At 64.0% G+C, this 21,715-nt stretch carries 19 protein-coding genes; 12 read left to right on the forward strand and 7 right to left on the reverse strand.

What is annotated here, in order from left to right:
* Positions 1–99 precede the first annotated feature (99 nt).
* From PAQ31011_RS19110 to PAQ31011_RS19120, 3 genes are all read right to left on the reverse strand, one after another.
* A complete protein-coding gene (locus tag PAQ31011_RS19110; RefSeq protein ID WP_150577316.1) occupies positions 100–1,107 on the reverse strand; it encodes a FecR family protein in 1,008 nt (335 codons plus the stop codon).
* A gap of 207 nt (positions 1,108–1,314) precedes the next feature.
* Positions 1,315–1,881 carry an RNA polymerase sigma factor gene (locus PAQ31011_RS19115; RefSeq protein WP_150577317.1) on the reverse strand — a complete coding sequence of 189 codons (567 nt, stop codon included), beginning with the start codon at positions 1,879–1,881 and terminating at the stop codon, positions 1,315–1,317.
* Positions 1,882–1,883: 2 nt separating this feature from the next.
* Complete coding sequence (locus PAQ31011_RS19120; protein ID WP_150577318.1) at positions 1,884–2,585, reverse strand: hypothetical protein; 702 nt, start codon at positions 2,583–2,585, stop codon at positions 1,884–1,886.
* 384 nt (positions 2,586–2,969) lie between these two features.
* Here PAQ31011_RS19120 and PAQ31011_RS19125 point away from each other — a divergent pair, with 384 nt between their 5' ends.
* The 4 genes from PAQ31011_RS19125 (at position 2,970) to PAQ31011_RS19140 (ending at position 7,719) form a co-directional block, all read left to right on the forward strand.
* Entirely contained in the window at positions 2,970–3,497 is a 528-nt protein-coding gene (locus PAQ31011_RS19125) for a Csu type fimbrial protein (protein ID WP_150577319.1), read from the forward strand.
* Between the two features lie 13 nt (positions 3,498–3,510).
* Entirely contained in the window at positions 3,511–4,305 is a 795-nt protein-coding gene (locus PAQ31011_RS19130) for a fimbrial biogenesis chaperone (protein ID WP_246179664.1), read from the forward strand.
* A gap of 136 nt (positions 4,306–4,441) precedes the next feature.
* Entirely contained in the window at positions 4,442–6,748 is a 2,307-nt protein-coding gene (locus PAQ31011_RS19135) for a fimbria/pilus outer membrane usher protein (RefSeq protein WP_174990194.1), read from the forward strand.
* Positions 6,745–7,719, forward strand: a complete 975-nt coding sequence (locus PAQ31011_RS19140; protein ID WP_174990195.1) for a Csu type fimbrial protein — start codon at positions 6,745–6,747, stop codon at positions 7,717–7,719. Before PAQ31011_RS19135 ends, PAQ31011_RS19140 begins: the two co-directional genes overlap by 4 nt.
* 3 nt (positions 7,720–7,722) lie before the next feature.
* Here PAQ31011_RS19140 and PAQ31011_RS19145 read toward each other — a convergent pair whose 3' ends face one another.
* Positions 7,723–9,285, reverse strand: coding sequence for a hypothetical protein (locus PAQ31011_RS19145; RefSeq protein ID WP_150577322.1), 1,563 nt, complete (start codon positions 9,283–9,285; stop codon positions 7,723–7,725).
* Positions 9,286–9,637: 352 nt separating this feature from the next.
* Here PAQ31011_RS19145 and PAQ31011_RS19150 point away from each other — a divergent pair, with 352 nt between their 5' ends.
* A complete protein-coding gene (locus PAQ31011_RS19150) occupies positions 9,638–10,642 on the forward strand; it encodes a flagellar brake protein (RefSeq protein WP_150577323.1) in 1,005 nt (334 codons plus the stop codon).
* Positions 10,642–11,436: an IclR family transcriptional regulator gene (locus PAQ31011_RS19155; protein ID WP_150577324.1), complete on the forward strand. Its 795-nt coding sequence runs from the start codon at positions 10,642–10,644 to the stop codon at positions 11,434–11,436. Before PAQ31011_RS19150 ends, PAQ31011_RS19155 begins: the two co-directional genes overlap by 1 nt.
* Positions 11,437–11,538: 102 nt before the next feature.
* Here the strand turns inward: PAQ31011_RS19155 and dmpG are convergent, their stop codons facing one another.
* A complete protein-coding gene (gene dmpG / locus PAQ31011_RS19160; protein WP_150577325.1) occupies positions 11,539–12,558 on the reverse strand; it encodes a 4-hydroxy-2-oxovalerate aldolase in 1,020 nt (339 codons plus the stop codon).
* A gap of 34 nt (positions 12,559–12,592) precedes the next feature.
* A complete protein-coding gene (locus PAQ31011_RS19165; protein ID WP_150577326.1) occupies positions 12,593–13,537 on the reverse strand; it encodes an acetaldehyde dehydrogenase (acetylating) in 945 nt (314 codons plus the stop codon).
* 948 nt (positions 13,538–14,485) lie between these two features.
* Between PAQ31011_RS19165 and pagP the strand changes: the two genes are divergently transcribed.
* Positions 14,486–15,094, forward strand: a complete 609-nt coding sequence (gene pagP / locus PAQ31011_RS19170; protein ID WP_174990197.1) for a lipid IV(A) palmitoyltransferase PagP — start codon at positions 14,486–14,488, stop codon at positions 15,092–15,094.
* Here the strand turns inward: pagP and PAQ31011_RS19175 are convergent.
* The gene (locus PAQ31011_RS19175; RefSeq protein ID WP_150577328.1) at positions 15,070–16,326 is read right to left on the reverse strand and encodes a sugar MFS transporter; all 1,257 of its coding nucleotides are present in this window, start codon (positions 16,324–16,326) and stop codon (positions 15,070–15,072) included. The genes pagP and PAQ31011_RS19175 overlap by 25 nt on opposite strands.
* Positions 16,327–16,729: 403 nt before the next feature.
* Here PAQ31011_RS19175 and PAQ31011_RS19180 point away from each other — a divergent pair, with 403 nt between their 5' ends.
* The 5 genes from PAQ31011_RS19180 (at position 16,730) to PAQ31011_RS19200 (ending at position 21,681) form a co-directional block, all read left to right on the forward strand.
* Positions 16,730–17,806 (forward strand): hypothetical protein, encoded by a 1,077-nt coding sequence (locus PAQ31011_RS19180; protein ID WP_150577329.1) that lies wholly within the window; start codon positions 16,730–16,732, stop codon positions 17,804–17,806.
* Between the two features lie 346 nt (positions 17,807–18,152).
* Positions 18,153–18,611, forward strand: coding sequence for an HU family DNA-binding protein (locus PAQ31011_RS19185; RefSeq protein ID WP_150577330.1), 459 nt, complete (start codon positions 18,153–18,155; stop codon positions 18,609–18,611).
* Positions 18,612–19,121: 510 nt separating this feature from the next.
* Positions 19,122–19,919, forward strand: a complete 798-nt coding sequence (locus tag PAQ31011_RS19190) for a transporter substrate-binding domain-containing protein (protein WP_150577503.1) — start codon at positions 19,122–19,124, stop codon at positions 19,917–19,919.
* Positions 19,920–20,245: 326 nt separating this feature from the next.
* Positions 20,246–20,842, forward strand: coding sequence for a PadR family transcriptional regulator (locus PAQ31011_RS19195; RefSeq protein ID WP_246179666.1), 597 nt, complete (start codon positions 20,246–20,248; stop codon positions 20,840–20,842).
* Entirely contained in the window at positions 20,842–21,681 is an 840-nt protein-coding gene (locus PAQ31011_RS19200) for a siderophore-interacting protein (protein WP_150577332.1), read from the forward strand. Before PAQ31011_RS19195 ends, PAQ31011_RS19200 begins: the two co-directional genes overlap by 1 nt.
* Positions 21,682–21,715 lie beyond the last annotated feature (34 nt).

A 21,715-nucleotide genomic window follows, 5' to 3' on the forward strand; every position in this document is an offset into this window, starting at 1 on the left:
AAATTTTTTTGCAGACGAGTGCGGCAATACATTTTGGAGAATGCGACGCGAGCCGACCACGCGGTCGACGCGAAATTCACATCACGGAAGACAATCGGATCAGGTGAGAACGAGCAGGCCGCCCGGCAACTGACGGGCGTGCAGATCGAAGCTGTATTGCAGCTGAGCGATGGCGCGATCGAGCGACGCAATGTAGAAACTGCCGCTCACGGGTTGGTTGCGCACCTTGTCGTTCATCAGCACGATGCGGCCCGGACGATACCGGTTGATCTCGTCGAGCACCACCGCCAGACGCGTCTGACGAAACACCAGTTCGCCATTGCGCCATGCGGACACATTGACGGCGTCGGCGAGCGTCACACCGGCGAGTTGATGGCGGTCGTACGCCGTCTGTTGCGCCGCGTGCAGCACGCGTTGCCCCATCGGGTGGTCGACGCGCACCGAACCCGACAGACAAGTCACGCACACTCGGCCGTCGAGATACCGCACCTCGAATCGTCCCGACGTGGACGAACTCGTGCCGCCTGCGGCCGCCACCCTAAAGCCTGTGCCCGTGCCATTCCCCCGGCCAGAGGGCAGATCCACGGCTGCTTCCCCGCTCAGCAGTTCAATGCCGGGCACGCTGGCGGACACGTCCGTGCGAATACGGGTCTGGGTGTTGAGCGTGACGTCGACCTGCCCGGCCAGCCCAGCTAACCGGATGGCCCGCTGTTCACCGGTCGCGGTGCTGTAGTCAGCCCCCCACTGATCGGGCGACGGCCACAGCCCGGCGGGCGGGTGAACGATAGCAGCCACCGCCAGCGCAGCACCGCCCGCGACCATCGTGCCGAGAAACGCGCGGCGGCCGGTGCGACGGGCGACCCGCACCGGCGGCGTGCGTCGTCCAAGTGTCTGGCCGAGCGCCGCCGCCGCGGGCGTGTAACTGTCCCACTGCACGCGAGCAGCATGGAAAGCCGCCTTGTGCGCCGGACTCGCGTCGAGCCAATGTCTGAATCGCTCGGCGTCCCATTGCCTGACGGTGTCCGACTTGAGCAGACGCAACCAGACCCAGGCTTGCCGATGCAGCTCGTCCGGGGTGTTGCCGTGGTCGTCAGGTATGGAAGTCATGTCTGTCTTGTTATTCGATGGTGCACAGCGCCGGGGCGATCACCGTCGTGCGGGCGTGCTGCCTGCCCCGCAGACGAGGCCCGCACGCGGTTTTGCCATGTCCGCCAGTAGGTAGACGGATGGCGAGCGCGAAATCCGCAAACTTTTCGCCGATCGAATTCTTACGCGGCATTACGTGCGCTGTGGCTTGCGCCCATTCGTGAGCCATCACGCATCGCGCTCCAGTTTGCGCGCCAGGTAGTCGTGCGCATGCTTGAGCTCATACTCCACGGTGCGTTTGGAGCACCCCAAACGCTGCGCGACATCCGACTGAAGCAGGTTCTCGAAGTGCACGAGCACGAAGATCTCACGCCGACGCTCGGGCATGCGCTCAAGCCACTGCATCATCGTCTGCATCTCGATGCGCGCCTGCACCGTCTGTGCCGGACCGGGCGCTGGGTCGGCCAGCTCGATGAGCGCGTCGACTTCGTCGAGGGGCAAGGCGCGGCTATTGCGACGCAGGGCGTCCACCGCAATGTTGATCGCCATGCGCACCAGATAGCTGCCAGGGCTGCGCACCGACGTCGGCAAGGCCGGCGCAGCTTCACCGGGTTCGTCGGCGTGGCTTGCGTCGTCCGCCGGCGGCACCGGTTCGGCGTTCACCCGCAGCCAGGTGTCATGCAAGGCGTCGCTGGCCAGCTCGCTGCTGCCGAGCAGATGCGTCACGCGGCGCTTGAGCGCGCCATAGTGACGGATCAGATATTCGGAGAGGGCCGGTTGGGAATCGTGCGCCATGCCTAGCGATCCCGGCGCTCAGTCGTGCATGGGGTCGTCGCGCCAGTCGTGCGCGCCGCGTTCGGCACGATCAGCAGCGTGAGCGGTTGATGCAGGTCGGCGGGCGGTGCGATGTCCAGCACGACACGCTGCAAGCTGGCGACGATGGCACGGTCGCGCCGTGCGTCGCCCGTGCTGCTCAACAACTCGACGTTTTCAAGCGCACCGCCCGGCCTGACGCCAAAGCGCAGCAGCGCCCGATACGCGCCGGGTGCGCTGTCGGCGCTCGCGCACAGCGCCGACATGACACGCGCCTGAACGAACGCCGGATAACCCGCAAGATTGCCAAGACCGCCGCGCTCGGCCGCGCCCGAGGTTGCGCCGTCGGCGGCGCGTAACACGAACGCCGGTCCCGTATCGCTGGCAATGCGTTGCGCCACGAGCCCCGTGCTTTCAAGCAACTGAGCGAGCGCCGTTTGCGCCGTCAGAAACCCATGAACGGGAGACGACTCCAGCCCGTCGACCAGTTCGCTTCTATATAGCGTGGGCAACCGGGTAACGCGAGCGAACTCGCGCAAGGCGTCGGACAGGGGTTGTGCGGGGATATCGAAGGACAGAAAGGCGTCGCCGCTGCGTAGTGCAGGCTGTGCGATGGCGAGCGTGCCGCCGCAAAACACGAAGCCGGCAAGCGCGAACGCGCGCAGCGGCGCGAAGCTGCCTGTCATGTCGTCGAGAGTGGCGTTGGCTGGGAAGGCTGGACCTGCGGGCCCGGCTGGACCTGCGCGACCTGAGCTGGCGCGCGTTGCCCTCGGGTGAGCACAGAACCTGAATCGGCTTGAAAGTTACCGTTCGCTCGTGACAGACGCATGACAGTTAGCAGTGCTGTCTGAGGCACACGGCGTCCGGTCGTCCGAAATTAAACGGTCATTTGAAATAAAAGAGCTAAGCCGTGACGGTTCGTCACTCGCATGACACAAAGGCAAGCGCGCGATATACACTATGTCCTAAGTAGTGCGACGTACTTTACGTATCAACGTGGTATGCGGCAACGGCAGCTGCATCGCCTTGAGCCCGCTAGGTCCTTCCGACGTTTTTTCGAGAAACCGACGATGCATAAACCAGCTGCGCGCATTACCGTCCTTCTGGCAAGCCTCTTGCTTGTTCCGCCGCTGCCTGCGGTCGCTGCGGTCTACAGCAACGGCACCGCCACCAGCGCCTTCACTGTGACGCTGATCATTCAGGCGGGTTGTTCGATCACGTCCACCCCCATGAACTTCGGCACTGTCTCAAGTCTGTCGACGGCACAGACGGCGACGACGACCCTGTCGGTGACGTGCACGAATACCACGCCGTATAACGTCGGTCTGAGCGCTGGCACCACCACGGGCTCGACGACCAGCGCGCGCTTGCTGGCAGGGGGCACGAGCGGCAACACGGCGACGGTCGGGTTCGGGCTCTTTCAAGACACGCAGCACACCACCAACTGGGGAACGTCGCAGGGCGTCGATACGGTCAGCGGCACCGGTAACGGCAGTGCGCAGACGCTGACCGTCTACGGTCAGGTGCCGACATCGGCGGGCGCGATTCCCCGTCCCGATACGTATTCGACGTCGATCACCGCGACCGTTTACTTCTAGCGGGGCGCCAACGATGACCGTTTTCCGCCCCGGGGCGGAGCGACGCGCCATGACCGGCGCGGCGGAGTTGGTTCGCCACATTGCCTTGCGCTCCCCGCTTCTCCTCGTTCTTGCCGCGACGTTCGTCAGTCTGCCCGCTGCGGCCGCCACGCTTCAGATTTCCCCCGTCAATGTCGAATTCGCAGCCAAACAGAACGCCATCGGCATGACGTTGAGCAATCCGGGAGACACGATCGTCTACGGTCAGGTCCGGGTCTACACGTGGACGCAGGTGGATGGCGAGGACAAGCTCACGCCGACCGACGCCATTGCGGCCAGCCCGCCGATCCTGCGCATCGAAGCGGGCAGTTCGCAGATCATCCGGCTCGTGCGGGTGGCAAACACGCCGCCTGCCGCCGAACAGAGTTACCGCCTGCTCGTCGACGAACTGCCCGAACCCGGCCAGCCCGTGCAGAGTGGCATCACCATTCATATGCGCTATTCGATTCCCGTGTTCGTCGCACCGCCGACTGCGCCCGCGAAGCCCGACATGCGATTCACGCTCAAAAGCATCGACGGCGCGTGGCACCTCGAAGCCGAAAACCACGGCGGCACCCGCGCGCAGATCGGCGCGAGCAGTCTCGTCGACGCTGCGGGGAAGTCGCACCCACTGACCAGCGGTCTGCTCGGCTACGCGCTCGCCGGGCAACGGCGCGTGTTCAAGGTGTCGTGGCCGGTCGGCAAACCGCCGGCTTCACCACTGGCGCTCGACGCTGCGATCAACACGGTGCCCACGCGCTTCGTCGTCAATATCGATGGCGGCGGGTGAGCGCGCGCGTCTCCGTGCGAACGCCCTCACCCCCGCTCTCGTTTTATCCTTCGTGCCGTCCATCCCGTGCGGTGCGCGGAAAAGTCGCTCGCTTCGAAAACGACGGTTGGCCTTATGGGTGGCGAGGCTGGCTAGGTTGGCGAGCGTATTCGCCGGTGCGCTCGCGCCTGTGCCCGACGCAACCGCCGCCGACGCCACGCCCGCCGATTACTATCTCGACGTCTCCGTCAACGGCGCAGCGACCGGTGCCATCGCACACTTCATCCTGCGCGACGGACGCTTCAGCGCCGCTGCCGACGACCTGCAATCTCTGGGCATCGACGTCAGCCGGCTCAGCGTCTCCGGTGACGCACAAGTCCCGCTCGACCGAATCGGCGGCGTGCAATACCGCTACGACGCCGCGCGGCAGAGCATCGATATCGATGTGCCCGACGCGCTGCGCGTGCCGTTCCAGATCGGCCGTGTCGCACCGCGCGCGGCCAACGCCATGACGTCGCGCGGCTTCGTGCTCAACTACGACGCGCTGATCGAGCGCGACCGGTTCACGCGCGCCTCCAGCTGGACGGAGTTTCGCTACTTTCATCCGGGCGGCGTGTTCAGTCAGACGGGCGTGTTCGACACGTATTCGGGCAGTCAGGCCTATCTGCGCTACGACACGTTCTGGCGTCACGATAATCCCGTCGAGATGACGAGTCTGCAACTGGGTGACACGATCTCCGGCTCACTGGCGTGGTCGCGCTCGATTCGCATGGCCGGTGTGCAATGGCGCAAGAACTTCGCCCTGCGGCCCGACCTCGTCACGTTCCCCGTGCCCACGCTCGGCGGATCGGCCGCGGTCCCCTCGTCCGTCGACGTCTATCTCGACGGTATCCGGCGCTTCGGCGGCAGCGTACCGGCGGGTCCGTTCGTGATTCGCGAAACGCCGGGGCTGATCGGTAATCTTCAGGCGACAGTTGTGACGCGCGATGCGCTCGGGCGCGAGAGCGTGCTCAACGTGCCGCTCTATATCGATACCCGCATGCTGGCAGGGGGACTGTCGAGTTATTCGTTCGAAGCAGGCGTGCCGCGCACCGACTACGGTTTCCGTTCGTGGGGCTATGAGCATCGCGTGGCCGCCTCGGCGGCGTACCGCTATGGCGTGTCCGACCGGCTGACGACCGAATATCACGCAGAAGGCTCGTCGGGACTGGTGAATGCGGGCGTGGGCGCGCTGGTGTCGATGTCCGGCTACGGGGTCGTGAGCGGTTCGCTGTCCGGTTCCACGGGCAAGCGCAACGGCGCGCAGATCGGCGTGGGCTACCAATACCTGTCGCGCGGGTTCTCGTTCGATTCGCTGTTTCAGCGCACCCTCGGCGACTTCCGCGATCTCGCCACACTCGGCGGCTCAGGCGTGCCGACGGCCATGGACCGTGTCACCATCTCCACACCGTTCTGGGAAAACCGGACGCTGTCGTTGAGCTACATCGGCATGCGCGGCCCCGACTTCCCGACGTCGCGCGTGCTGTCGGCCAACGTCTCCTGGCCAGTGCGCGTCTTGGGCTCGCTCAACCTCGGGGCGTTTCAGGACCTGGCGAATCGGCGCAGCTACGGGGTGTTCGCGATGCTCAGCTTTACGCTCGGCCCGAATACCGTCGGGTCGGTGTCGCTGGCCCGGCAACAAGGTGCGACGCAGGCCATCGCCGGAGCCACGCGCACGCCCGACTACGGCGGCGGATGGGGATGGAACGTGCTCGGTGGCGTGAACGACAGTGTGCGCATCGGTCAGGCACAAGCTCAGTATCTGGGGCGCTACGGACAGGCGTCGGCACAAGCGCAGACGTACGACGGGCAGACACGCGTCGGTCTCGGACTGTCGGGGGCGGTCGTCGCCATGGATGGCGGCCTGTATCCGGCACGACGCATCTACGACAGCTTCGCGCTGGTCAAGACGGACGACGACGCCAGCGTGCCCGTGCTGCGCGAACAACTCCCGGTCGGACGCACCAACGGCATGGGCAATCTCGTCATCCCCGATCTCAACGGATATCAGATCAACCGTCTGAGCGTCGACCCGACGGACCTGCCCGCCGACATGCGCATCTCGCCCGCCGCGCGCACGGTCATTCCCGAGTCCGGGGCCGGGGTGCTCGTCGCGTTCCCCGTGCATCGCTACCGCGCTGCGCTCATTACGCTGGTCACGCCGGACGGCGCGCCGTTGCAGGTCGGTGCACGCGTCATCCATCAGGAGACGGGCGCGCAGACGATTGTCGGCTATGACGGCCAGACGTTCGTCGACGCCTTGCTGCCCGACAATTCGCTTGTGATTTCGCAGGACAACGGCACATGCGTCGCGACGTTTGCCTACGATCCGGCCGTGCAAGGCGCGATGGCGCGCATCGGACCGCTGGTCTGCACGCCGCAGGGCAAACCCGCCTCAGCAAGACCGTCGGGGAGAAATCGATGAAACGCTTCGTCCTGCGCTTGATCCTGCCGTTGATCCTGTTTTTGATGGGCTGGTTCGCAGCGCCCGAAGCGCAAGCCCAGACCTGCTCACTGGGAGCACCGACCATCGCCCTGCCCGCCTTCAGCCCGATCTCAGGCACCGCACTGACGACGACGGGCACGGTCAAGGTCACCTGTACCTGGGGCGCTATCAATCTGGTGCCGAACGTGAAGATCTGCGTGACCTTTACGGGGGCGTCGCCGCGCACGCTGGTGAACGGCAGCAACGCGATTTCGTACAACATGTACACCGACAGCGGATACGCAACGCCGTGGGGGTCGACGGCGGCCACCGCCCTGTCGACCACGTTCAGCAACTCGATCCTTGGCGGCACGGACAGCAGGAACCTCGACATTTACACCCAGATCGCGGCGAACCAGACCACCGTGCCGAGCACGAACAACGGCGACACCGTCTACTCCGCGACGTACGCGGGAAGCGCCGTCGTACTGTCCTACCAGTTCTATTTGCTGGTGGCTCCTGCATGCGGCACGTCGGGTTTTTCGACCGGCACGACGAACGGGTTTACCGTGAACGTCACAGTCATCAACAAGTGCACGATCAACGCGACAGGCCTCACGTTCGGACCGTCGACCACGCTGCGCAATACGTTGACGGCGCAAGGTGCGCTTTCCGTGCAGTGCACGAACAACGACGCGTATAAGATTCTCCTGAGCAGTGGCGTCAGTGGGCAAGTGGGGGCGCGCACGCTGAAAGGTCAGACCCATGGCGCGACGATTCCGTATCAGCTCTATACCGACTCGAGCTATGCCACCGCGTGGGGCGACGGCACCGGCGGCACGTCGACCTATCTCGGCACCGGCACGGGGCTCGCGGTACCGATCCCGATCTACGGCCGCATTCTTCCGCAACCGTCCACCCCGGCACCGGACACCTATCAAGACTCCATCACGGCGACGATTCAGTTCTGAGGTTCAAAGCCACGTCGACTCCATTTCGACGTGTGTCGCGTCCGCGTGTGACGACGCATCGTCCCCCCGCACCTTGACGACGGCCTCCCCGTCGCTCTGACTCGATGACGCGCCGACGACTCGCTCCAGCAGCGCTGCGCTCCAATGCTGATACAGCAGCAACAAGCGATACGCAGCGCGGGCCGGTGTCGCACCGCCGCTCTCCCAGGCGTCGCCTGTCCAGCGTTGGCCCCACGGATTCTCCGCGGGACTCAGGCTCAGGTAGCTCAGGCCATCGACACACGACGCATGACACGGTAAGTCGAACTCGCTGCATGCCACAGTGATCTGGCTTGCCGACAAGTCTCGCGCAGCGGCAAGTAAGCACTCGCGTAAGGTTGGATGCGACGCGATCTTCGCCAGCAGCGGCGTGTCGCAGTGCCGGGCCAGTTGTGTGACGCGCGTGGCGCGGCTGATGACCGTCGCGATGTCGTCCGGTGCGACGTCTGCCAGTCGACGGGACAGCGCCGCCCAACGTTGCGTGAGCGTTCGTGCATCAAGCGTGAACGCTTCGTTGCGTGCCCACGTGCCAAGCAGACTGGTCACTGCACGGCAGGAGTCGAGCATCAGCCCGGCCACGCGCAGGATGCCGCGATATTCGCCGGTGGTAGGTGATGGCCGTGAGAACCACGACGGCACCCACAGCCCCAGGCGGGCAGGCGGCACGGCCGAGTTAGCAAACGTGAAGAGCGTTGCGACGTCGCGCGCACGCGTCAGGTGGCTCAGCGTGCCGCGCCACGATGTCTGTGGCCTCGCCGGTAGCAACACACACGCTTCGAGCAAACGACAACCGGCGTCCATGCGTTTGAGAAGTTCGTCCACGGCGTGATGGCGGATCAGGGTCGAGGAACCGAGCGACTGTGTGAGTACCCCCTTCGCCCCTTCGAAGGCGAGCAACGACCAGTCGGCCCACGGTACGCCGAAGGGCGTGTTGGCGGTCGTCATGCCGCGCGCGGTGCCCTGCGACGCCTCGTCGTCGGCATCTCGCTCTCGATACAGACATGCGGCAATCACAGCGAGCAACGACAGATTGCCGACGAGCGACATGGCGTCGCGTGCCGCGCGAAAGTGCCATCCTCTACGGCCGGTCGCGGCGACGGTGTCCAGCCATGAAGAGATGTCGTCACCGATACGTGCAATGCTCGCATCCGCTGCGCTGGAAACGCCATTGCGAACATCGTGAGTGGGTGCCAACATCGCATCGACCTGCTGCGTGTTGTGTGCGAGACGTGCGTCGCGTTCGTGGGCCAGATCGAACTCCTTGCGATAGAAGTGCTGACACGGCCCGGTCGTCAGCCAGAGTCCTGCCCACGCGTGCGCAAATGCCTTTGACAGCTGTGGATCGACGCGACGCGACATGACATGGCCGTCGACTTGTCCATCGAGTTGCGCATTTAGCCTCGCATTGCGGGCCGCATTCGACGCCTGCGTGAGACGCTTGCCGAAGTCGTCCCGCTCGGCACGACGGCACCCCCTGTCCTCGCGCATGCCCGCCGCCTCAATCGAGACGTCGGCGCGCTCTCTCATCCCCCAATCCGCCCCCCAGCCGCTAGCCCCGGAACTCTGCTGAAACCACATCGCATCCCCCTGCCAGAACGTCGCCGGTCACCCCGGCAAACCGCCGACTATAGGCAGACGACAACGAACGCGCGGCGTCCTGTCGGGCGGATACGCGGGAAAGCCCCGCAATACCGGCACTGTTACGCGTCATGCAATGCCCTCGACCGACACCCCAGCGAGCACCCACTTACGCAGTTTGTGCAGGAACGAACCGCGTCCCCTCTCGCCAAGTGCCAACGCGTCGCGGTAGACTTTCGCCACACCTGACGACTGCGGTCGTCCCGGGCGCTCCGGCGAGCGCCCACTTCGCTGAATCGATATGTCTACCAACACATCTGCTCAACCGTCCGTCGCTTCGACTTCGGTGCCTGCCTCGACTTCCGCAGCCGCCTCGCCCGCTTCCGTGGCGCAGGGGCTCCCGCTTGTCGCACTGACGCCCGACGAGATCCCGCTGGGCGAAGCCCTGCCCTGGGCCATCGTCGACCGCAACGGCGAGCCGCTGCTGGCTGAAGGCGATATCGTGCCGACGCAGGCCGGTCGCGACTGGCTGTTCTCGTCGTTCGCGCCACATCGCGTGGCCACGCTCGGGCAGGACGACGCGGCGGCCGTCGCGCCCACCGATGCGGCACTGGCGACGCAAGTACCCACTGACAACGCGGCGACGGTCGGCGGTACCACGTCGCCGCAGTACGGACTCACCGACCTCAATCTGCGCCCCGGCGACTGGCTGCAAATTCAGTTGCCGCCCGGTGCCGGATCGCAGCGGGTGCGTACGCGCGTGATCGGCCATGCGCCGAACCAGATGCTGTTCGTCACGGCCCCCACGGGTCGCGCCGCCCCACCGACGCTGCAGGCCAGCGAACGCCTCGAACTGTGGACGTTCTCCGGCGAAGACATCTATCACTTCGTCTGCACGGTCGAGCGCGTCGAGCGCTCGCCGTTCGATTACGTGGTGCTGTCGGCACCGGCACAAATCCGTCGCAAGGTGCTGCGCCGCTCGCAACGCGTGCCGGCCAAACTGGTCGTCTCCGTGAGCGCTGCCGAGGCCCGGCATCTGGCTTTGCTTCAGGACGTGAGCGCCGAAGGCGTTTCGCTGCTCGCCGACACGCCGCTCGGTGCGCCCGGCGACAACGTGCAGTTGGCATTCCGCGTGCGCGTGGGCGACATCGATATGCCTATCGAAGCGACCGGCACGATTCGCGGCGTGCAGCAAGGCGACGACGGTCATCTGCACGGTATCGAACTGCCGGTGCTCGAACCGTCCCATTACGTCGCGCTCAAGTGCTACGTGTACGAGCGCCTGCTTGCGCTCGGAGGTGCCTGATGGCCAAGCCGAAGGCATCGGAGGCCGAGCGCCCTCGCACGCTCGCCAGTCAGACACTCTTTCGCGGTCTCGATATCGTGGAAGCGGTCGCCGCAGGCATCGACACCGTGCCCGCGCTCTCGGCGCACACCGGCATCACTTCGTCGACGACGCATCGCATTGCGTCGGCACTGGTACACGCCGGGTATTTGCGTTTCGAGCCGCGTCGCGGTTATCGGCTCGGCAACAAGCTCATCGAACTGGGCTTTCTCGCCTATCGTCAGATCGACCTGCCGCGTGTTGCGCGCCCGACGCTCGAAGGACTCGCGAGCGAGACGCAAGACACGGTGCATCTTGCGGTCGCCGACGGCTGGGAAGTCATGTATCTCGACAAGCTCCCCGGCCAGCGCGCCGTGGAAATCAGCTCGCGCATCGGCGGACGCAAGCCGATTTGCGTCACGGGCGTGGGTAAAGCGTTGTTGCTCGATCAGGACGAGGCCGAGTGGCAGGCACAGCTTGAGCACTATCAATCGAAGATGCCGTCGCATCCGGTCGATACGGCGGCATGGCTCGCACGTATGCACGACTATGCACGTCTGGGCTATGCCTTCGATCTCGAGGACGACACGCCGCAGATCCGTTGCGTCGCCGCCCCCGTCTACGACGCGAGCCAGCGCATCGTCGCGGCCATCAGTGTGTCGAGTACGACCAAGTACATGAGCCGCGAGCGCATGCAGGAACTCGTGCCGAGCGTGAAGAACGCGGCGGCGCAGATCAGCCGTCAGTTGGGTTGGTCGGGGAACGCACGGGGATAAGTGCGGACATAAAAAAACCGGCCCCGTCTGACGAGGGGCCGGCACTGGCACGGAGATGCCACTACATAGGTAAAGCTATGAGTAATGCCTGGGTGATACCGATCAGGCCGCGCGACGCTTGATCAAGTCGAGCGCGACGTCGACGATCATGTCTTCCTGACCGCCCACCATACGACGCTGGCCCAGTTCCACCAGAATGTCGACGGTCTTCAGGTCGTAACGCGACGCGGCGGCTTCCGCGTGACGCAGGAAGCTCGAATACACGCCCGCGTAGCCGAGTGCCAGCGTCTCGCGATCCACGCGCACCGCGCGATCCTGCAACGGACGCACGATGTCGTCGGCGGCATCCATCAGCGTGTACAGATCGCAACCGTGGTTCCAGCCCAGACGCGACGCCGCCGCGATGAACACTTCCAGCGGGGCATTCCCTGCGCCTGCGCCCATGCCCGCCAGACTCGCGTCGATACGGTCGCAACCTTCTTCCACGGCAACGATGGAGTTCGCTACGCCAAGGCTCAGGTTGTGGTGCGCGTGCATGCCGGTCAGCGTTTCGGGCTTGAGCACGTCCTTGAACGCACGGAAACGATCGCGCACGTCGTTCATGCCGAGCGCGCCGCCCGAGTCCACCACGTAGATGCACTCTGCGCCATACGACTCCATCAGCTTGGCCTGCTCGGCCAGATGCTGCGGCGTGGTCATGTGGCTCATCATCAGGAAGCCGACAGTGTCCATGCCCAGCTCACGTGCATAGGCAATGTGCTGACGGGAGACGTCTGCCTCCGTGCAGTGCGTGGCGATACGCACCACGCGAGCGCCGGCGTCATAGGCTTCGCGCAGGTCGTGCACGGTGCCCACGCCCGGCAGCAACAGCGTCGCGACCTTGGCATGCGTGACGGTCTCGGCCACGGCGGCGATCCATTCGAGATCGGTGTGCGCGCCGAAGCCGTAGTTGAAGCTCGACCCGGCGAGGCCGTCGCCGTGGGCCACTTCGATGGAATCGACCTTGGCCTTATCGAGCGCTGCGGCAATCGCCTTCACGTTGGCAATGCTGTACTGGTGACGAATCGCGTGGCTGCCGTCACGCAGCGTCACGTCGGAGATATAGAGCTTTTTCTGGGTCATGATGAGGTGTGTCTCCTGTTAGCGCGAGCGACGTTCAGGCCGCGAGCGCCAGGCGGGTGGCGGCGATGCGATCGGCACATGCCAGCGCAGCGCTGGTCATGATGTCGAGGTTGCCCGCGTAGGCCGGCAGATAGTGCGCAGCGCCTTCCACTTCGAGGAATACCGAGGTCTTCAGACCCGTGAGCTTGCCCAGACCCGGCACGTTGAGCGGACGCGACGCGTCGAACAGCTCGAACTGCACCTTCTGCTTGAGACGGTAGCCCGGCACGTAGGCGTGCACCTTGTCGACCATCGCCTGAATGCTGGCTTCGATGGCGGCCTGATCGCCCGGCTCCGACAGCACGAACACCGTGTCGCGCATGATGAGCGGCGGCTCGGCCGGATTCAGCACGATGATCGCCTTGCCGCGCGACGCGCCGCCCAGCACTTCAATCGCCTTGGACGTCGTTTCCGTGAACTCGTCGATGTTGGCGCGCGTGCCCGGTCCGGCCGACTTGCTGGAAATCGAAGCAACGATTTCCGCGTAGTGGACCTTCGCGACCTGCGAGATCGCTGCGACCATCGGGATCGTGGCCTGACCACCGCACGTCACCATGTTGATGTTGCGGGCGTCGAGATGCGCGTCGAGGTTGATCGACGGAATCACGTAGGGGCCAATCGCCGCCGGCGTCAGATCGATCACCTGCACGCCGCGCGCTTGCAACAACTCGTTGTGATTCGCGTGCGCCTTCGCCGACGTGGCATCGAATGCGATGCGAATGTCCTCGAAGCCGGGCATGGCCAGCAGGCCGTCGATGCCGCCTGCGGTCACGGGTACGCCAAGGCGCTCGGCACGGGCCAGGCCGTCCGAGGCCGGGTCGATACCGACCATCGCGCCCATTTCGAGATGCTCGCTGTTGCGCATCACCTTGATCATCAGGTCGGTGCCGATATTGCCCGAGCCAATGATCGCTACTTTCTGTTTGCGTCGTTCCGTCACTGTCGTCTCCTGAACGTGTCCGTCCACCGGTATGAGGCGCATCGTAATTCCGCTCCAACTTAAATGTCAATATGTAAACATTGATCTCATATATTGAGATTAATGAAATCGACGGCTTATCCACATTTTTTGTTCACAAGCCCGTTGATAACTTGCGGAAAAGCATCGCAAGTGACTGATCCGACAGGGAAGATTTCCCGCGCGCGAAAGTTGTGCCACTTGCTGCAAAACGAGGCGTGGCGCGGGTTTCAAGCGCACCTCGTTATCCACAGAATCTGTTTGCAAGGCGGTGGACAACTCGCGGATAGCTCGCTCAAGTGCTTGATCGGAAGGAGAAAAAATGTCGCGCGCATTTGCTGCGCCGTGACGTGCGCACGCTGGGACATCTCCCACGGCGGGTGGGATGCCTTCGCGTCACACGCGTGCGTCGCCGCGTTATCCACAGAAAATGTTCACAACCCGGTGAATAACACGTCGATATCCGCAGTATCTCGTTGACGCAAAAGGACTTCTTTGTCGCGCAGCAGGTTCGGTCAATGCCTGCTTTCGCTGCGGGCATTCACGTCGCATCGATCTAAAGGGCACATGCGCGAGAACTTTCGCGTGGCCCACGGGGTCTAGTGATCAGTTTCCGGAAGACACTGGATTAACCATCCGGTGATATTCGCAGGTTCGGCCCAGCGAGCCTCGCGACCGAAACGTTCTCTCGCAATAACTCACTCAACCATGACTACGAACCCCCAATTCACCGGGCGGCTCGCGCCAACGATTTCACTCGCATCGCTTGCCCCACTCCCCCGGACGCTCCACCGCCGCGCACTCAGCCTGAGTTCGCCGCTTCATTTGCCGCTCCATTCGCAGCCTCATTCGTCGCTGGGTTCGCTCGCGTCGGAGCCCTCGCAGTCCTCGCGCCCTTCACGTCCATCGCGCTTCGCCCGCGTCTTTTCGATGACGTCGCGCTGTGACGCCGTCGCCCGCGTCGTCGCCCGCGTCGTCGCTGGCGTCGTTGCTGGCGTCATCGCACTACTCACGCCGCTCACCGCACAGGCAGACGAATCCCCCGGCGTCATCTCGACGTGGACGGGTGCCATTGCCGATGAGTTTCGGGAGATCGCCACCGAAGGGGCGAGCGAACTGTACGTGCCGCTACACACCCATCATCTGCGCTTCGCGTACACGAGCGAGAAGATCGCGCAGTACAACGAGAACCCGTGGGGGCTGGGCTACGGGCGCGTACTCTCCGACGGCAAGAACGGCTCACGCATGCTCTACGCGATGGCCTTCAAGGACTCGCACAACGACTGGTCGCCGATGGCGGGTTACGGACGTATCTGGAACATCGCGAACGCGGGGCCGGTACGATTCGGTCTGGGCTATACCGTCTTCCTGATGTCGCGCTCGGACACGCTCGGCGGTGTGCCCTTCCCTGCCGCACTGCCGCTGGCCGAAATCGGTCTCGGACGCGCTGCCGTCGCCACCGCCTACGTTCCCGGCGGCAAGGGCAACGGCAACGTGCTGTTCATCTTCGGTCGCTACACGTTCGGCAAGCCGGGCTGATTTTCAGCCGCCCCGTCTCCCGATACGTCCATCTCCGGCATGGTGCGTGCGCACCATGCCCCGAAGCCTGCGATGTAGCAGTACGCCAGCGCGGGCACCAGAAACGACAACACGATCCCAACGCCATCGGCCAGCGCGCCTTGCAGATAAGGCAGGATCGCGCCGCCCACGATGGCCATGCAGATCAAGCCACCGCCTTCGCTCACACGCGCCCCCAATCCGCCCACCGACAACGAGAAGATCGTCGGGAACATGATCGCGTTGCCCAGTCCGCACGCCAGCAGCAGCCACATGGCGATCGCGCCCGGCAACGTCAGCGACGCGAGGATCAGCATCAGGTTGTAGAGCGCGCACAGACCGAGCAGCTTGCCCGGCGACACCTTGCGCAGCAACCACGCGCCAGCGAAACGACCCACCATCGCGCCGCCCCAGTAGAACGCCAGATAGCGGCTCGCATGCGCGTGATCGACGATGCCCGTGCCCGTGTGCGTCAGATAGACGATCAGAAAACTTCCGATACTCACTTCCGCGCCGACATAAAGAAATAGCGCCACGATGCCGTAACGCAAGGGACGGTGCGACAACAGGCCACGAACGTTGCCGAGCAAACCCGGCGAGGCGGCGGTGTCCGCGCGTTGCTCCGGCAGCGTCAGACGCCAAAGCACAACACCGCCGAGCGCCAGCACTGCCGCGAGCAGGCCATACGGGACACGTACGCTGTCCACTGCGTGACCGGTTGCCACCGAGGCTTGCGGTGCGAGTATCCAGAGCGCCGCGAGCGGTGGCCCCACGGTCGTACCCAGCGAGTTGAACGCCTGCACCAGCGTGAGACGGCTGGCCGCTTCGCCACGCGAGCCGAGGGTCTCGACGTAGGCGTTCACGGCAACCTGAAGCAACGTGATGCCGCTCGCGAGCACGAAGAGCGCCGCGAGAAAGCACGGGTAGGAGACGAGCGCCGCTGCCGGGAAAAACAGCGCGCAGCCGAGGCCTGCCAGCCAGAGCGACGTGGCCAGTGCACGCCGGTAGCCCACGCGGGCGGTGTATTGCCCCGCCGGGTAAGACACCACGAAGTACGCAGCAAAGAAGCTCGATTGGATGAGCGCCGCGTCGCGGTACGTCAGATCGAAGGCCGCCTTGAAGTGCGGCACCAGAATATCGTTCAGCGACGTAATGAGCCCCATTGCGAAGAAGAGCGCCGCGAGCATAGCGAGTACGCGATTCGCGGAAGGCATGGGGGAAACAGAGGAAGGAACAGAGAAAGCAGAACCGGAAGCAGGTGAAGACGTGCGGGAAGCGGGATGAGAAGCGGAATCGGCAGCAGAAGCAGAAGCGGGAGCAGAAGCGCCGGGGTCGCGCGTACGGTCGACAGGCATGCAGGGTCTCCAGTGGACAACGGCAGAGCACGTTGAAAACGCCATGAAGGGGGCCAGTCTGCGCAGTGTAGACCGCACTATCGATGCCGGGATACGAGAGGAATCCGAAATTTGCGTGACGCCACGATGTTGCGCGGCCGCTCGTCATCCATCGAACAGGGCCCGTTCTTCCTTGTTTTTCGCCGCTTTCGGCTATTGTCAGCCGACGTCTTTTGATTGACTATCCGCAGCATAGGACATGCCGCGACATTGGGGAAACAACATGCGGGGTTTCAAGTTTTTGGGATTAGCGACGGGTTGGCTCGTCGCGGGCGCACTCGGCGCAGCCGGTCACGCTCAGGCACAGACCGCCGGCACCTCGCGTGCGCCGGTCGCCGCGTGTAACTGCGCGCAGATCATCGCGGACTGTTCGGCGTCGGTATCGGTACTGCCGACACGCGCCCTCAACGGCGTGTTTTCCGCCGACGTCACGCTGATGACGGACGCGCCCTCCTGCGCCAAGGTCGATTACCAGCTCGACGACACGCCCTACGTCACGATTCTGCGTGACGGCACGCAAGGCAGTCAGCGTCTGTATGGCACGCGCCCGCTGACCCGCAACAGTCTTTCGCACATGTCGTGCCACGTGTGTGCCGCCGCAGCAGCGCCCGTGCCGAACGACGGTCTGAGCGCCGACATGGCACGTGTCGACGGCGCATCGGGTACGTACAGCGTCGCGCCCGCGCCGGCCGTCCCGGTGTCTTCGGCCCCCGCAGCACCGGCAGTGAGTACCTACGCGCCGCCGGCGACCGCCGCGCAAAATGCGAGCATCGCGGCGACGGCACCGCAGGACACGCCGCTGCCGAGCACCATCGGCGACACCGCAGGCCTGAAGGCAGTGAACGCTGCCGGGACTTCCGATTCTCCGGAAGTGGCCCGCGACGTGGCGGCGATCAACGCCCCTGCACCCGCGGGTACAACGCTAGTGACGCCGCCGATTCCGCCGGGCACCGTCGTCGTGCAGACCAATGCACCGGCACCGTTGCGCCTGGTAAATCCGTCGGGACGCTGGCGCGGTCTGTGCAAGAACGCACCGCCGTGGTGGGGACTTTTCGGCAAGCCGATGACGCGTCTGATGGCGCTCGCACTCAACGGCTCGCAAGTCACGGGCAGCGTCGACGACGTCGAACCCAACGTTCACACCACGGTGCAGGGCACGCTCGCGGGCGATCGTCTGCAACTCGCGGGCAGCTATGGCGCGAAGCACGACATCACGTTCGGCCCGGACGGCACCACGCTCACCGACGCCTGGTGCAACGACGACGGCCGCTGCGAAACCTGCGAAATGCAGCGTTTCTGAGGGTTTCGGGACGATTGAAGATTCGCGCGAAGCGGCGTTTGCATCGCATCATCCGGCAGACGCCGCGCAAAATTCACGTAAAAATTCGCGTCGAATAATGCGCTGAAAGACGCGCAAAAACCGGACGACCGATTCACTGTTGCGAGAAGAAATTCCCGGCACGTGAAAGCAGCGAATCGAAATGTCGCGATTTTCGCCGCTCAGCCTTGTGCGGCAAGCGCGCAACATAATGCGCGCACTACTCGCATAAAGCGATTTCTTAGGTAGAATCGTCGGCGCAGCAAGACGTATCATTCGGGTGGCCGTTCTCCGACGGCACTTTCTTATTCTCATCGATTGGATCGATATGGCAACGGCAAAGAAAGCAGCAGCAAAGAAGGCCCCTGTGGCGAAGAAAGCTGCTCCGGTAGCAAAGAAGGCTCCGGCAGCGAAAAAGGCAGCAGCACCGAAGGCAGCCCCGAAGGCTGCTCCGAAGGCAGCCGCTAAGGTTTCGCCGATCAAGGAAGCACTCAACAAGACCCAGCTCGCAGCACACATCGCCGAAACCTCGGCTGTCGCCGTCAAGGACGTCAAGGCTGTGCTCGCCGCTCTCGAAACCACCATCGTCAGCGCGCTGCACAAGAAGGGCGCAGGCGAATTCACGCTGCACGGCCTGTTCAAGGTCACGTCGCAACAAATCGCCGCCAAGGCGAAGCGTTTCGGCAAGGACCCGTTCACGGGTGAAGAGCGTTGGTTCCCGGCAAAGCCCGCTTCGGTGCGCGTGAAGGTTCGCCCGCTGAAGAAGGTCAAGGACGCCGCTCAGTAAATCTTGCCATCGCGTTGCCGTGACCTTCACGGCGGCGCGAATCGACAGGATCTGACAGTAGTCCCGGAAGACGGTGCCGATTATTCGGCACCGTTTTTTTTCGCCCCGACGTCGGACATTCGTCGGACACTCACCGCGCCGCGACGACTGACTTCGTCGTCCTCAACAACGCGCGCAGCATGCATCGGCCCTCTTGCACGAAGGGTTTTCTCTGGGGTTTTTGCTGAGTGGACGCATCGGGAACCGACCGCTAACATCGCTCGGGACACGACGCGTCGCGACAAAGCACGGCACCACACGCCCCCTTCGCTCGCCGACGACGTCCTCGCGAACTCAGGAGATCCGTTCATGACCCGCAAGTTTTCGCGTCACCCGGCAAGCCCACAGCCATCGCTATCGCGTTCATCGCATCCGGCCAATCACCCTGCGCAACCGAATTCTCCCGACGCTTCCAACACTCACAACGTTAGGTCGCGCCGCAATTTCCTCACCACACTCGGGATTGCTGCGATGCCTGCCGGTTTTGTCGGCTCGCTGGGCGGCACGCTTGGCAGTCTGCTCACGGGCACAGCCTCGTTTTTCGTGACGCCCGCGCACGCGCAAACCATGGCCGACATCAAGAAGAAGGGCACGATCAACGTCGGCATGCTGATCGACTTTCCGCCGTATGGCACGACCAATGCGCAGGCGCAGCCCGATGGCTACGATGCCGACGTCGCCAAGTTGCTCGCCCACGATCTCGGTGTGAAGGTCAACATCGTGCCGGTGACGGGGCCGAACCGGATTCCGTATCTGCTCTCGGGAAAGGTGGACGTGCTCGTCGCGTCGCTCGCGATCACGCCCGAGCGGGCAAAACAGGTGCAGTTCTCGAAACCCTACGCAGCCGCGACGATCCTGTTGCTCGGCAAGAAAGGCACATCGATCAAGTCTGCCGCCGATCTGAAAGGGCTGCGGGTGAGCGTAGCGCGCGCGAGTACGCAAGACACTGCCGTCACGAAGACAGCGCCGCCGGGCACCGAGATCCGCCGCTTCGACGATGACGCGGCTGCCATGCAAGCGCTGCTCTCCGGTCAGGTCGATGCCATCGGTTGCTCGGTGACGGTCGCGAACGTCATCAATACGCGTGCGCCGGATCAGTTCGAGCCAAAGTTCAATTTGCTGCAACAGGCGATGGGCATCGCACTGCGTCCGAATCAGCCGGAGCTGCTCGCCAGCGTCAACGACTTCGTCACGCGCAATACCGCCAACGGCGAACTGAATAAGCTCTATCGAAAGTGGCTTCAGACGGATCTGCCGTCTTTGCAGTAAGTCCCGCCTCGCGCCCTCCACCACCTGCGCTTTCATCGCCTGTCGCCCGGGACATCCCCGGCGACGGGCGATGCATCTCTGCCGTCGCCCCCACTATCGAAATAGGTATTTCGATATAGTTTTCGAACAGCACCGCTGCGCAACGCGCTGACGAAAAACCGCCAAACCCCTTATCCCACTTGGCTTTCGTTCATTTCCCGACACATAGTCACAAAAATAATTTTGCTTTCGATGCAATTTAGATATATCGTAAACACGTCTTAACTACATCGATAAGGAGTCGCATCATGCGTGGATCACGTGGCGATTTCATGGGCCGAGGCCCTATGGACCTGGACAGAATGGATTTTGGCGACGAACGACGCGGTGGGCGTCATGGACGGCGCGGCAGTGGTGACGGATTTGGCGGACACGATGGCGAAGGCCGTGGTGAGCGTGGCGGTCGTGGTGGGCGCGGAGGCGGCCGTCTCTTCAGCCACGGCGGCCTGCGTCTCGTGCTGCTGCACCTGATTTCGCAGCAGCCGCGTCACGGCTACGAGCTGATCAAAGCCATCGAAGAAAGTGTGAACGGCACCTACAGCCCCAGCGCCGGCGTGGTCTACCCGACGCTCACGCTGCTTGAAGAAATGGGCTACATCCGCGTGCAGGAAAACACCGGCGACAGTCAGCGCAAGTCGTATGAAATTACCGACACCGGCCGCGAATATCTGGCCGAGAACGAGGACGGTGTCACCGAACTGCTGGCACGGCTGGCCACGCGTCGCGAGCGCTCGGAGGACATGCCCCCGCAAGTCATGCGCGCGCTGCACAACTTCAAATATGCCGTGCATTTGCGTCTGGGCGCCGAGCCGCTCTCGACCGAACAGGCCAACGCGTTTGCCGCGATTCTCGACGCGGCCGCACAACAACTGGAGCGACTCTGATGCAAGACAACGCTGCACCGAACGCCACCCTTGATCGCACGCCGCAGCGCGTGCGCCATGAACTCCGCTTCCGTCTGCTGGAAGTGCGCAGCGTCGAAACGCTCACGCCGCACATGTTGCGCGTGACGCTTGGCGGCGACGATCTGGAGGGCTTCCACAGCCCCGGCTTCGACGATCACGTCAAACTGTTCTTCCCGAACCCGGAAACCGGCGAGCTGGCCGTGCCGCAGATCGGCCCGGAAGGCATGGCGAAGCCCGCACCGGGCGATGCCCCGCGTCTCATGCGCGATTACACGCCGCGTCAGTACGACGCCGTCTCGAAAACGCTCGTGATCGATTTCGCGATGCACGAATCGGGACCGGCTACGCAATGGGCACGCTCGGCCAAACCGGGCGACAAGCTCGGTGTCGGCGGCCCGCGCGGCTCGTTCGTCATTCCGATGAACTTCGACGGTTACGTGCTGATCGGCGACGATACGGCGCTGCCCGCGATCTCACGACGTCTGGCCGAGTTGCCTGCGGGGGCCATGGTCTTCGTCTTCGCGGAAATCGACAGCCCGGCCGACCGCCTGCGTTTCACGAGCGAAGCGGATGTCGTCGTGGAATGGATCTATCGCGAGGGAGCCCCCGCCGGTCAGAGCACCGCACTGATCGATGCCCTTGAGGTCGCTAGCCTGCCCGCCGGCGATCTGCACGTGTGGGTGGCGGCTGAAGCTGGCGTGGCGAAGGCAGTACGCCGTCACCTGGTCGAAGCGCGCGGGCTCAATCCGAAATGGGTGAAGGCTGCGGCCTACTGGCGGCGTGGCGACGCGGCCGTCCACGAAAATCTGGACGACTGAGATCGCATCGGTCGCGGCTCGGCCATACGCTCCA

This window comes from Pandoraea aquatica, assembly GCF_902459565.1.
Taxonomy (GTDB): Bacteria; Pseudomonadota; Gammaproteobacteria; order Burkholderiales; family Burkholderiaceae; genus Pandoraea; species Pandoraea aquatica.

What these genes read in the sequence shown, in the direction of transcription:
- PAQ31011_RS19110 (WP_150577316.1), bottom strand. Translation starts at nt 1,107, where the DNA reads ATGACTTCCATACCTGACGACCACGGCAACACCCCGGACGAGCTGCAT.
- PAQ31011_RS19115 (WP_150577317.1), bottom strand. Translation starts at nt 1,881, where the DNA reads ATGGCGCACGATTCCCAACCGGCCCTCTCCGAATATCTGATCCGTCAC.
- PAQ31011_RS19120 (WP_150577318.1), bottom strand. Translation starts at nt 2,585, where the DNA reads ATGACAGGCAGCTTCGCGCCGCTGCGCGCGTTCGCGCTTGCCGGCTTC.
- PAQ31011_RS19125 (WP_150577319.1), top strand. Translation starts at nt 2,970, where the DNA reads ATGCATAAACCAGCTGCGCGCATTACCGTCCTTCTGGCAAGCCTCTTG.
- PAQ31011_RS19130 (WP_246179664.1), top strand. Translation starts at nt 3,511, where the DNA reads ATGACCGTTTTCCGCCCCGGGGCGGAGCGACGCGCCATGACCGGCGCG.
- PAQ31011_RS19140 (WP_174990195.1), top strand. Translation starts at nt 6,745, where the DNA reads ATGAAACGCTTCGTCCTGCGCTTGATCCTGCCGTTGATCCTGTTTTTG.
- PAQ31011_RS19145 (WP_150577322.1), bottom strand. Translation starts at nt 9,285, where the DNA reads ATGAGAGAGCGCGCCGACGTCTCGATTGAGGCGGCGGGCATGCGCGAG.
- PAQ31011_RS19150 (WP_150577323.1), top strand. Translation starts at nt 9,638, where the DNA reads ATGTCTACCAACACATCTGCTCAACCGTCCGTCGCTTCGACTTCGGTG.
- PAQ31011_RS19155 (WP_150577324.1), top strand. Translation starts at nt 10,642, where the DNA reads ATGGCCAAGCCGAAGGCATCGGAGGCCGAGCGCCCTCGCACGCTCGCC.
- dmpG (WP_150577325.1), bottom strand. Translation starts at nt 12,558, where the DNA reads ATGACCCAGAAAAAGCTCTATATCTCCGACGTGACGCTGCGTGACGGC.
- pagP (WP_174990197.1), top strand. Translation starts at nt 14,486, where the DNA reads ATGACGTCGCGCTGTGACGCCGTCGCCCGCGTCGTCGCCCGCGTCGTC.
- PAQ31011_RS19175 (WP_150577328.1), bottom strand. Translation starts at nt 16,326, where the DNA reads ATGCCTTCCGCGAATCGCGTACTCGCTATGCTCGCGGCGCTCTTCTTC.
- PAQ31011_RS19180 (WP_150577329.1), top strand. Translation starts at nt 16,730, where the DNA reads ATGCGGGGTTTCAAGTTTTTGGGATTAGCGACGGGTTGGCTCGTCGCG.
- PAQ31011_RS19185 (WP_150577330.1), top strand. Translation starts at nt 18,153, where the DNA reads ATGGCAACGGCAAAGAAAGCAGCAGCAAAGAAGGCCCCTGTGGCGAAG.
- PAQ31011_RS19190 (WP_150577503.1), top strand. Translation starts at nt 19,122, where the DNA reads ATGCCTGCCGGTTTTGTCGGCTCGCTGGGCGGCACGCTTGGCAGTCTG.
- PAQ31011_RS19195 (WP_246179666.1), top strand. Translation starts at nt 20,246, where the DNA reads ATGGACCTGGACAGAATGGATTTTGGCGACGAACGACGCGGTGGGCGT.
- PAQ31011_RS19200 (WP_150577332.1), top strand. Translation starts at nt 20,842, where the DNA reads ATGCAAGACAACGCTGCACCGAACGCCACCCTTGATCGCACGCCGCAG.